This window comes from Blastococcus sp. SYSU DS1024, from assembly GCF_054050795.1.
Genome location: NZ_JBJHAA010000022.1, coordinates 52,992 through 64,190, shown reverse-complemented (window position 1 = coordinate 64,190; position 11,199 = coordinate 52,992). Strand labels below are relative to the sequence as shown.

Here is an 11,199-nt window from a genome sequence, read left to right as displayed (position 1 = left end):
CACGAGGGACCTCCTGGGGTCTGGATGGGTGCTTGGCGGCTCCCAAACAGAACCCGGAGGTCCCTCCTCACATCAAGACCGATCACTCACCACGCGGTGCACCAACCTGTCCGGGCAGTACACCTAGACCATGCGCAGGACACCTGCCGCGCTGGCCAGCACGGCCGCGATCAGCAGGATGACGGCGAACGCGACCTGTGGCCCGGTGCGCCGGCCGTCGAGGGTGTCCGCGCGCCAGATGCTCCACGCGCCACCGAGCAGGAACCCACCGAGCAGCAGCAGCGGCAGGCCCGCGTTCACCGCCGGCCGCGCCGGGTCACAGCGCGCCCTTGGTGGACGGCACGTCGGTGACCCGGGGGTCGATCGCGACGGCCGCGCGCAGGGCCCGCGCCAGCGCCTTGAACTGCGCCTCGACGATGTGGTGCGCGTCCCGGCCGGCGTAGAGCACCCGCACGTGCAGGCTGATCCGCGCGTTGAACGCGAAGGACTCCAGTACGTGCTTGGTCAGCGACGTCGGGTAGTCCGGCCCGATCATCGGCGTCATGTTCTCGGGCTCGGCGTGCACGAAGTACGGCCGGCCGGAGAGGTCGACCGCCGCCTGCGCCAGCACCTCGTCCATCGGGATGGTGGCGTCGCCGTAGCGGGTGATGCCGCGCTTGTCCCCCAGCGCCTCGGCGAACGCCTGACCCAGCGCGATCGCGACGTCCTCGACCGTGTGGTGGGCGTCGATGTGCAGGTCGCCGTCGGCCTGGACGGTGAGGTCGATGCCGCTGTGCTTCGACAGCGCGGTGAGCATGTGGTCGTAGAAACCGACGCCCGTGCTGATCGAGCTGCTGCCGGTGCCGTCGAGGTCGAGCTCCACAACGAGCTTGGTCTCGTTGGTCTGGCGCTCGACGCGTGCGGTGCGGGTCATGGGCGTCAGTCTCCCAGAGTCGTGCGGTGGGCCGGCGCGACCTCACCCAGGGCGGTGAGGAAGGCGTCGGTCTCCTCGGCGGTGCCGGCGGTCACCCGCAGCCACCCCGGGAGACCGACGTCCCGCACGAGCACCCCCCGGTCCAGCAGCGCCCGCCACGCTGCGGGCGCGTCGGCGAAGTGCCCGAAGAGGACGAAGTTGGCGTCGCTGGGCACGCTCGTGAGCCCCAGCTCCGGCAGCGCGGCCACGATGCGGTCGCGCTGGGCCTTGACCGCGTCGACGGTCGCCAGCAGCGCATCCGTGTGCGCCAGCGCGGCCCGGGCGGCGGCCTGGGTGAGCGAGCTCAGGTGGTAGGGCAGGCGGACCAGCTGGATGGCGTCCACGACGGCCGGGTCCGCGGCCAGGTAGCCCAGCCGTAGCCCGGCCATGCCGAACGCCTTGCTCATCGTGCGGCTCACGATCAGCCGCGGGCGGCCCGGGAGCAGGGTGAGCGACGACGGGGTGCCGGTCCGGGCGAACTCCGCGTAGGCCTCGTCGACCACGAGCACCCCGGATGTCGCCTCGTACAGCGCCGCGATCGTCTCCAGCGCCACGGCGGTGCCGGTGGGGTTGTTCGGGCTGGTCACGAAGACGACGTCCGGCCGCACCTCGCGCACCTGCGCCACGGCGGCCGCGGGGTCGATGGTGAAGTCGGCGGCCCGGTGCCCGTCGACCCACGCCGTGCCGGTGCCGGCCGCGATGATCGGGTGCATCGAGTACGAGGGCGTGAACCCGAGCGCCGTGCGGCCCGCTCCCCCGAACGCCTGCAGGATCTGCTGCAGCACCTCGTTGGAGCCGTTGGCCGCCCACACCTGGGCCGGCTCCAGCGGCTGACCACCGGCCCGGGCCAGGTAGGCGGCGAGGTCGGCCCGCAGCGCCATGGCGTCCCGGTCGGGGTAGCGGTTGAGCTCCAGCGCCGCGCGCCCGAGCGCTGCGCCGAGGTCGGCGAGCAGCTCGGCCGGCAGCGGGTGCGGGTTCTCGTTGGTGTTGAGCCGGTGCGCGGCCGGCAGCTGCGGGGCGCCGTAGGGCGTGCGGCCACGCAGCTCCGGCCGCAGCGGGAGCTCGTCGAGCGAGGTCACGACCGCTGCCGGACCCGCACCGCGGCCGCGTGCGCCGGGAGGTCCTCGGCACCGGCGAGGGCGTCGATGTGCCGGGCGACGTCGGCCAGCGCCTGCTCGTCGTACTCGACCACGTGGATGCCGCGCAGGAACGACTGCACGGACAACCCGCTGGAGTGCCGCGCGCACCCGCCGGTGGGCAGCACGTGGTTGGAGCCGGCGCAGTAGTCGCCCAGGGAGACCGGCGACCAGGCGCCGACGAAGATCGCGCCCGCGTTCCGCACCCGCATCGCGACGGCCCGCGCGTCGCGGGTCTGTATCTCCAGGTGCTCGGCGGCGTAGGCGTCGACCACCCGCAGCCCGGCGTCCAGGTCGTCGACCAGCACGATGCCGGACTGGCTGCCGTCCAGGGCGGTGGTGATCCGGTCGGAGTGCTTGGTGGCGGCCACCTGCCCGGGCACCAGCGCCAGGACGGCGTCGGCCAGCTCCTCGCTGTCGGTCACCAGCACCGCGCCGGCCAGGGGGTCGTGCTCGGCCTGGCTGATGAGGTCGGCGGCGACGTGCGCGGGGTCGGCGGTGTCGTCGGCGAGGATCGCGACCTCGGTGGGGCCCGCCTCGGAGTCGATGCCGATCAGCCCGCGCAGCAGCCGCTTCGCGGCGGTCACGTAGACGTTGCCGGGGCCGGTGACCATGTCGACCGGCTCGCAGGAGCCGGCGCCGTACCCGAAGACGGCGATGGCCTGCGCGCCACCGACGGCGTAGACCTCGGTGACGCCCAGCAGCGCGCAGGCGGCGAGGACCCCCGGGTCGGGCAGGCCACCGTTGTCCCGCTGCGGCGGGGAGGCCACCGCGATCGACTCGACGCCGGCGATCTGCGCGGGCACCACGTTCATCACGACGCTGGACAGCAGCGGCGCGAGGCCGCCGGGCACGTACAGCCCCACGCGGCGGACCGGGAGCCAGCGCTCGGTGACCGTCCCGCCGGCCGCGACCTCCGTGGTGACGTCGGTGCGCCGCTGGTCGCCGTGCACCTTCCGCACCCGGGCGATGGCCTCCTCCAGGGCCTCCCGCAGCGTCGGGTCGCACTCGGCGAGCGCGCGGTCGAGCGCCTCCTGGGGAACCGCGAAGTCCTCGGCGTCCACGCCGTCGAGCCGGGCGGTGATCTCCCGCACCGCCTGGGCGCCCCGGAGCCGCACGTCCTCGCAGAGCGGGCGGACGGTGGCGAGCACCGAGTCGATGTCGGTGGCGGCCCGTGGCAGCAGCCCGGCGAGCTCCCGGACGCCGGGCAGCGCGTGTCCGCGCAGGTCGATGCGTGCCAGCACGGGGGGCCTCCGGGGGTCGGATCGGTGGTACGACGCGGATCCCAGGGTATCCAGCGACCCACGACGGCCCCGGGGCGGCCGAACGGCCAGGCGGCCAGGGGGCCGTACGCTTCTCGGGATGGGTGAGCTGATCCCGCTGTTCCCGCTGGGACGGCCCCTCTTCCCCGGGGTCGTGCTGCCCCTGCAGATCTTCGAGCCGCGCTACCGCCGCCTGATGCGCGATCTGATGGACCTGCCCGAGCTCGGTGACCGCAGGTTCTTCGGGGTCGTGGCGATCCGGCAGGGCTGGGAGGTCGAGCGGGTGGCCCCCGCGGCGGCGCTCTACGACATCGGGTGCACCGCGCGGCTGCAGCGGGTGCAGCCGCAGTCCGACGGCGGGTTCCGCATCGTGACCGTCGGTGGGGAGCGCTTCCGGCTGCTCGACGTCGTGGTCGGGGACGACCCGCCGTACCTGCAGGCGGAGGTGGAGTGGCTGGCCGAGGAGGAGGCCGCGGAGGAGGCCGCCGGGGACGCCGAGGCGGTCACCGACGGCTCCGGAGGGCTGGCTCCGCCGGCGGACGAGGTGGCCAGCTCGGTCGCCCGCGGATCGCTGGACCTGCTCGCCCACGGGGTCGGTGACCTCTTCACCCGGTACGTCGCGGAGGTGGCGGCGCTGGGTGCCGGCGCGCACGGGGACGGCGCGGAGGCGGCGGTGCGGCTCGCCGCGGCGGCCGACGACCCCACCGCGCTGTCCTGGCTGGTCGCCTCCTCGGCGCTGCTGACCACCGAGGACCGGCAGGCGCTGCTGGCGGAGTCCGCGACCCGCCGCCGCCTCGCCGCGGAGTCCCGGCTGCTGCGCCGGGAGCTGACGCTGCTGCAGACCCTCGGCGCGGTACCGGCCCCGTTGCAGCAGTTCGCCGTCCCGATGACGGTGAACTGACCGTCAGGCCGGCGGTGCGTCCGCGCGGGTGCCGGCGTCGAGCACGGCGGACCCCAGGAAGTGGCAGGCGTTCAGGGCCACCGCGAGGTCCACCCGGTGCGATCGCGCTGCGGGCTGCCGCAGCTCCAGCGCTCGGGACACCCGGTACTTCACCGTGTTGCGGTGCAGCCGCATGATCTCTGCGGTCTCGGTGTAGCTCTCCCCCGTGAGGTAGAAGACCCGCAACGTCTCGCGCAGCACCTGCGACGCATCGTTGTCCACCGCGAGCGGGCCGAGGACCTCGTGGATCCACGCCCGGGCGGAGTCGAGATCGCCGGCCAGCATCGAGGTGATGGCGACCCCCTCGTCACCGAAGCCCGTGACCGGGGTGGTCGTGTGCGAGGCCACGGCGACACGGCGCGCTGCCCGGGCCTGCTCGTGGGTGCGGCGGAACCCCTCCACGCCGGACCCGGACAGCCCCAGGGTGGCCCGGCAGGTCCGGGCCTGCTCGACGAGCCGGCAGATCTGAGCGGTGTCGACGTCTCCCGGCCGGCCCGCGAAGGGCAGCCACGCCCAGGCGGTCTCGCGGTCGACCGCGGTCACCAGGGGCGGCCCCGAGCAGCCGGCCCCCGTCGCGACCTTCGACACCACGGAGGTGAGCAACCGGAGCTCGTCGGGCGCCGGCGCGGCGTCGACCGACCAGATGATCATCCCGAGGTGGTGGGCCGTCAGCCGGTAGCCGGTCTCGCGCTCGAACCGTGCGGGCACCACCTTCTGACCGGCCAGCACGTCGTGGATGAGTGCCGCGCGCACGGTCCCCTGCGTGCTCAGCCACCGTTCCCGTTCGGCCTCGTAGGCCTCGAAGACGTACTGGGAGATCCAGTCGATGTACCGCCCGACCACGGTGGCCATGTGGTGCAGGACCTCGAACTTCTCCTCCGCCGTGCAGTCGAGCGCCTGGACGTCGGGGAACATCTGCTCGATGAAATCGTCCTTGCCGACGCTGTAGGCGCGGACGAGGGAGTTGGCCGGGATCTCCCGCTGCGCCAGCCGGAGGGCGTACTCCACCGCGGCCGTCGTGGGCTGCAGGTGCTCGATCGGGATGTGGTTGGTCAGGATGTGCGTGAGCGTCTTGGTGTTGGCGTCCACGCTGGCCCGGAGCAGTTCCATGAACTGCGGGTCGACGTCCAGGGTCCGGATGTGCCGCGCGATGAGATCGCTCATGTCCCGGGCGATCTGCGGCTGCCGGAGGTCCAGCCGCTGGGCGGCCTGCGAGACCAGCGCGAGGATCCGCTCGCCACCGCCGTCCGGCGCCGGCGACCGGCGTCGCTGATCGCTGCCCGTGCTCATCCCGAGTCCCGCTGCCGTCCCCGTCCGTCCATACCCGACCCTCAGCGCGCGATCCGCGACAGGGCCGACCGGGCGGCGTTGTACCCGCAGAGCCCGTGGGCCCCGGCGCCGGGGGGCGTGGCCGCCGAGCACAGGTACACACCGTCGACCCCGAGGGAGTACGGGTCCAGGGCCACCCGCGGGCGGAACACCAGTTGCAGCGGGTCGTTCGCGCCGGTGACGACGTCCCCACCGACGTAGTTGGCGTTGTGCGCCTCCAGCCCCGCGGCCGAGGTCACGTGCCGGGCCAGCACGCGGTCGCGGAAGCCGGGTGCGAACCGCTCGATCTGCTGCTCGATGGCCCTCGTCGCGTCCCCGGTGTAGCCCGCCGGCACGTGGGCGTAGCTGTACAGCGGGTGGACGTCACCGCTCGAGCGGGTCGGATCGGCGACGTACTGCTGCCCGACCAGGACGAAGGGACGGTCGGGCATGCGGCCGCGGCCGATGTCCTTCTCGGCTGCGGCGATCTCCTCGAACGTGCCCCCGACGTGGACCGTCCCGGCCCGCCGCGACGGCTCGTGGGCCCACGGGACGCCGCCCTGGACGGCGAACTCGACCTTGAACGACCCCGGCCCGTGCCGGTACCGGTTCAGCGCCCGCGAGACCCGCCGGGGCATCCGGTCGCCGACGAGCCGGGCGGCGGCCCGCGGCGCGAGGTCGAGCATGACGATGTCCGGGTCCTCCAGCTCGGCCAGCGAGCCGACGGTCACCCCGGTCTCCACCTTCGCCCCGTACCGGGAGAGCAGGGCGGACACCGCCCGGCTGATGGCCACCGACCCTCCCTCGGCCACGGGCCACCCGTAGCGGTGCGCGGCCGTGCCGAGGGCCACGCCGATGGCCGAGGACGCCGGTGAGCCGAACGGCCGGAAGGCGTGGGCGGCGACGCCGGCGAACAGGGCGCGCGCCTCCTCCGTGGACCACCGCCGCGCGAGGACCGCCGCCGGGAGCAGCGAGTAGACGCCGAACCGGGCGAGCTTCACGGGGTGCGCCGGGACGTGCAGCAGAGGCTGCAGGAAGTCCTCGGAGATGTCGCCGAAGCGCTCCGCCAGCGGGCCGAACAGGCTGCGGTACCGATCGGCGTCGGCCCCCAGGTGGTCGGCGGTCGCCTCCACCGACCGCTGGACGGCGGCACCGCGGCCGCCGTCCAGCGGGTGGGAGTACTCGATGTCCGCCCACCGCCACGTCAGCCCGTGCGCGCCGAGGTCGAACGCGCGGGAGAACGGGGTGTCCACGGCGAGCGGGTGGAAGCCGGCGCACTCGTCGTGGAGCAGACCCGGCAGCGTGAGGGCACTGCTGCGGGTCCCTCCCCCGATGGTGTCCGCGGCCTCCAGGACCGTGACGTGCACGCCGGCGGCGGCGAGGGTGAGGGCGGCAGCGAGCCCGTTGGGCCCGCTGCCGACCACGACGGCGTCGGTCATGCACTCACACTGGCACGGACGACGGGGTGCGGGTGCTCGCCGGCGGGTGCGTATCCCGGGCTCCGCCACGTGACCGTGTGCGGGATGGGGCCGTTGGGCAGCCACGGCTGCTCGGCGACCGCATCGCTCACCTCCCAGTAGCCCCGCTCCACCACGCCCAGCGCCGCGTCGATCACCTTGTACTGCTGGGTGGAGCGGTGGATCGGCTGGGACTCGACCCACACGACGACGCACTCGCCGGGCTCGAAGGCGCAGCGCTGCTGGACGGCGCGGATGGTCTGCTCGTTGTGCAGGTGGGCGTCACCGAACTGCCAGCCCACCAGCGTGGTGCAGACGAACTCGCCCTCGCGGATGCGGTAGTTCTCCATCCGGTCGAGATGCCGCATCATCAGCGACATCAGGCCGCGGCCCTGGCTGTGCATGGTCCGCCAGGCCACCGCCTTCTGCATGAAGATCTCGGCGACCTCCTTGCCGAACGCGCCGGAGAGCTGGTCGATCTGGTTGGGGTTGAACTTGACCAGGTGCTTGTTCAGCTTGTCCTCCGCCTCGTCGCCGCGGAAGGCCCACGTCGCCGAAGCCCAGTTGCCGGCGTACTGCCGCATCGACGGGAGGAAGGAGACCAGGTCCGGCCGCAGGTTGCCCAGGATCGGGAAGGCCACGAACACGGCCACGATGGGCAGCAGCAGCCACGGCGAGCTGATGTCGCCGATGCCGTAGCCCTCACCGGCCGGGAATCCGCCGAACAGCCATGCCGTGGCGAACATGAAGAAGACGTTCCACTCCAGGGGGACGGCCAGCGGGAACGTCGACGTGATGAAGATGTGGAAGACGATCATGCCGACGATCGCCAGCCAGGTGATCGTGGCGTTCGTCGAGAAGAGCAGCACCAGCGGGAGCACCAGCTCGACGACCGTGCCGCCGATGTGCGCGAACGCCCAGGCGACCTTGGACGGCCGCAGGTCGTTCGGGTAGTCGCGGTACAGCGCCCGCTTGAAACGCAGCGACGTCAGCCACGGGGTGTTGCTCATCATCGGCGGGACGACGTTGGTGAAGTGGTGGCCGAACTTCGAGACACCGGCGCCCATCCAGATGGTGACCATGGCGATCTTGGCCGCGATGATCATGTCGACGTGGTTGCTCAGGACGCCGAAGAAGAACAGCACCGCGACGTACTGCTCGGACCGGGCCGCCAGGAAGACGACGCGGTCGCGCAGCCCCATGACGACGATCAGCGCCACGAAGGTCAGCAGGCCCCACTGCGGCAGCAGGCCGGCCTCGCTGCCGGGCAGGGCGTCGGTGCGCACGCCCGGGCCGACAAGCAGGAACACCAGCGTGGCCAGGATGCAGAAGTACAGGCCCACATCGAAAGCGGTGCGGTGGTCACCCGCGGTGAAGGGGACCTTGCCCGGCCACGGGGGCAGCCGGAGCGTGCCCCGCTTCGACCAGTAGAGGAAGCCGCCGATGAACGGCTTGAACTTGAACGCCAGCGGACCGGAGGACGACGCCCAGCCGGTGATCTCGAACAGGATCGTCCAGATGATCAACTTCTGGTAGACGATCGGCTCGCCCCACCACGCCCCGAGGTCGCCGAAGCCCAGTCCCGGCGTCGTCAGCCCGACGACCGCGAACCCGCCGACCACGTAGAAGGCGAGCTTGTAGACGTAGAGCATGTGGTTGGTCTTCGGGCCGCCGAAGCCGTACTCGCACCAGTGGGTGGCGAGCATCCGCATGCGGTCCATGAAGGGCATCGCTTCGAAGTGCGCCGGGTCCACCGGCGGCATGTCTGCGGTCTTGAAGCCCATGGGTTGCTCCTTCGTACGGGCAGGGGTGATCAGCGAGAGGGGTGCTCTCGCTGCTGGTGGGCGCCGTGCAGTGGGGTGCGGGGGAAGCTGTCGGTCAGACCGGTTGCGGCTGCAGCGACCGGCGGATGGCGGGCTTGTCGGTCTTGCCCACCGGGTTCTTGGGCAGGCCGTCGACGATCTCGATCCGCTCCGGGACCTTCACCCGGGTGAGGTGGCGACGGCAGTGCTCGAGCAGGTGCTCCTCGGTGACCCGGGCGTCCGGGTAGAGGCTCACGTAGGCCACGGGCGACTCCCCGAGGACGGCGTCGGGCCGGCCCACGACCGCTGCCTCGAGGACGCCGGGCACGGTGGTGAGGACCGCCTCGATCTCCTTGGGGTAGATGTTCTCCCCTCCGCGGATGATCATGTCCTTCACACGGTCGACGACGGTGAGGTAGCCGTCGTCGTCCAGGCGGCCCACGTCGCCGGTACGCAGCCACCCGTCGACCAGCGTCTCCGCCGTCGCCTCGGGCCTGCCGAGGTACCCGCGCATGACGGTGGGGCCGGCGATCACCACCTCGCCGATCGCACCGGTGGGCACGGGGGCACCGTCCTCACCACGGATCTCGATGCGCTGACCGGGCAGGGCGGGGCCGACGCTCCCGAGCTTGCGCACCCCGTCGACCGGGTTGCACGCCGACGCGCAGGTGCCCTCGGTGAGCCCGTAGCCCTCGACCATCCGGAAGCCGAAACGCTCCTCGCAGCGGTCGAGGAGCTCCGCCGGGACCGGAGCGGCGCCGCAGACGACGAAGCGCAGCGACGAGGTGTCGGGGCGGACGTCGTCGGGGAGGGAGGCCAGCAGGGCGTAGATGGTCGGGACGGCGGAGAAGTACGTCGGCCGCAGCCGCTCCACCTGGTCGAAGAAGCGACTCGCCGAGAAGCTGCCCACGATGCTCAGCTGCCCGCCGGCCCGGAAGGTCGCGAGCGCGCTCACCATGAGCGCGTTGGCGTGGAAGAGCGGGAGCACCAGCAGGCAGTGGTCCCGCTCGGTCAGGGAGAAGTGGCCGGCCATGGTGCTCGTCATCGCCTCGACGTTGGCGTGGTCGAGCATGACGCCCTTCGGCCGGCCGGTCGATCCACTGGTGTAGATGAGCAAGGCCAGGTCGTGCCCCGCCAGGGGGACCGGCGGGAGCTGCGCGCCGGAGCCGGCCACCCGCATGTCGTCGACGGATATCGCCGGCCGACCGGCGGCGGGCGCGCCCGGCCCGAGGTTCACCACCAGCGTGGCGCCCGAGTCGGCGATCTGGTGCTCGGCCTCACTCGCCGTGAAGACGGGGTTCACCGGGGTCACGGCTCCGCCGAGCCGCCACGCAGCGAAGAGCGCCACGAGGAGCTCGACCCGGTTGGGCAGCATGACGGCGAGGACGTGGCCGCGACCGAACCCGTGCTCGGTGAGCTGCCCGGCGAAGGCGGTGATCCGGGCGTCGAGTTCCGCGTAGGTCAGTTCGACCGCTTCGTCCCGCACGCACGGCGCGTCACCGGAGGTCTCCCGTCGCTCCCAGGGCAGGTAACCGAAGCTCATCCGTCGCCGTCTCCTCGGTGGTCGCGCCGTGTGACCCGCACCACGCAGGCCCTGTGACCGACGACACTAGGAACGAAGCGTGGACCTGCCCACGTCCCCAGCGCACCAACTTGGCTCCGGCGTTTGTGCACCGTGCACGGTGCGTCGGCTCAGCGCACGGGGCGGAGCGCACCGGCCCCGGCGGTGCCACCCGCCGGTCGGCCGAGGGCGTCGTCGGCGGCCAGCAGCGCGCAGCCCAGGTACACCAGCAGCGCGGCGAACGGCGCGGCGGCCAGACCGGGCGGGGAACTCAGCACCAGCCCCGTGGTGACCTGGGCGCCGACCTGGGAGAGCTGGGCCTCGGTGGGTGAGGGCCCGAGCAGCTCTCCGACCTGCCAGGCGAGGACGGCCGCGGCCGACGTACCGGCCACGAGGACGACCAGCATGCCCACCCCCCGGCCGCGGCGAACCTGCCACGCCGCGGCGCCGGCCAGCAGCCCTACCCCGAGCAGCACGAGCACGAGCACGGTGTCGTCGGCGATCCGCACCTCCGCCGCCGGCGGGCCGACGGCGACCGGGCCGGTCTCGGTCACCTGGAACTCGGCCCGGGGGGCCAGCAGCCACCAGAGCGCACCCGCGGGCAGGCCGGCGAGGACGAGCCCCACCAGGAGCGTCCGGCCGGCGCGCAGGTCCTCCCGGACCTCCGGCCAGCCCCGCCAGTAGGCGTGCGCGGGCACCCCCGGCACGGGCTGGAGGGGCAGCGGTGGGGTGCTCACCGTCCCAGTGAACAACGGCGGCGGGCACCGATCACCCGCACCCC

10 protein-coding genes are annotated in these 11,199 nt (G+C 72.9%); 1 reads left to right on the top strand and 9 read right to left on the bottom strand.

Annotation, left to right across the window (positions count from 1 at the left end):
• Positions 1–123: 123 nt before the first annotated feature.
• The 4 genes from ACI79S_RS17475 to hisD are packed head-to-tail and all read right to left on the bottom strand — an operon-like array spanning position 124 to position 3,332.
• On the bottom strand, positions 124–300 hold the full coding sequence (locus tag ACI79S_RS17475; protein ID WP_456594712.1) for a hypothetical protein: 177 nt from the start codon (positions 298–300) through the stop codon (positions 124–126).
• A gap of 16 nt (positions 301–316) precedes the next feature.
• Complete coding sequence (gene hisB, locus ACI79S_RS17470; protein ID WP_456594711.1) at positions 317–913, bottom strand: imidazoleglycerol-phosphate dehydratase HisB; 597 nt, start codon at positions 911–913, stop codon at positions 317–319.
• A gap of 5 nt (positions 914–918) precedes the next feature.
• Complete coding sequence (locus ACI79S_RS17465; RefSeq protein WP_456594710.1) at positions 919–2,031, bottom strand: histidinol-phosphate transaminase; 1,113 nt, start codon at positions 2,029–2,031, stop codon at positions 919–921.
• Positions 2,028–3,332: a histidinol dehydrogenase gene (gene hisD, locus ACI79S_RS17460; RefSeq protein WP_456594709.1), complete on the bottom strand. Its 1,305-nt coding sequence runs from the start codon at positions 3,330–3,332 to the stop codon at positions 2,028–2,030. Before hisD ends, ACI79S_RS17465 begins: the two co-directional genes overlap by 4 nt.
• 118 nt (positions 3,333–3,450) lie before the next feature.
• On the opposite strand from hisD, the gene ACI79S_RS17455 reads away from it, so the two are divergent.
• On the top strand, positions 3,451–4,251 hold the full coding sequence (locus tag ACI79S_RS17455; protein WP_456594708.1) for an LON peptidase substrate-binding domain-containing protein: 801 nt from the start codon (positions 3,451–3,453) through the stop codon (positions 4,249–4,251).
• A 3-nt stretch (positions 4,252–4,254) separates the two neighbouring features.
• Here the strand turns inward: ACI79S_RS17455 and ACI79S_RS17450 are convergent, their stop codons facing one another.
• From ACI79S_RS17450 to ACI79S_RS17430, 5 genes are all read right to left on the bottom strand, one after another.
• The gene (locus tag ACI79S_RS17450; RefSeq protein ID WP_456594707.1) at positions 4,255–5,580 is read right to left on the bottom strand and encodes a PucR family transcriptional regulator; all 1,326 of its coding nucleotides are present in this window, start codon (positions 5,578–5,580) and stop codon (positions 4,255–4,257) included.
• Between the two features lie 41 nt (positions 5,581–5,621).
• Positions 5,622–7,037, bottom strand: a complete 1,416-nt coding sequence (locus ACI79S_RS17445; protein ID WP_456594706.1) for a phytoene desaturase family protein — start codon at positions 7,035–7,037, stop codon at positions 5,622–5,624.
• Positions 7,034–8,839 (bottom strand): DUF3556 domain-containing protein, encoded by a 1,806-nt coding sequence (locus ACI79S_RS17440; RefSeq protein WP_456594705.1) that lies wholly within the window; start codon positions 8,837–8,839, stop codon positions 7,034–7,036. The genes ACI79S_RS17445 and ACI79S_RS17440 overlap by 4 nt, the downstream gene beginning before the upstream one ends.
• 94 nt (positions 8,840–8,933) lie before the next feature.
• Positions 8,934–10,400 carry a class I adenylate-forming enzyme family protein gene (locus tag ACI79S_RS17435; RefSeq protein WP_456594704.1) on the bottom strand — a complete coding sequence of 489 codons (1,467 nt, stop codon included), beginning with the start codon at positions 10,398–10,400 and terminating at the stop codon, positions 8,934–8,936.
• A 149-nt stretch (positions 10,401–10,549) separates the two neighbouring features.
• Positions 10,550–11,155, bottom strand: a complete 606-nt coding sequence (locus ACI79S_RS17430) for a hypothetical protein (RefSeq protein WP_456594703.1) — start codon at positions 11,153–11,155, stop codon at positions 10,550–10,552.
• Between the last annotated feature and the right edge of the window lie 44 nt (positions 11,156–11,199).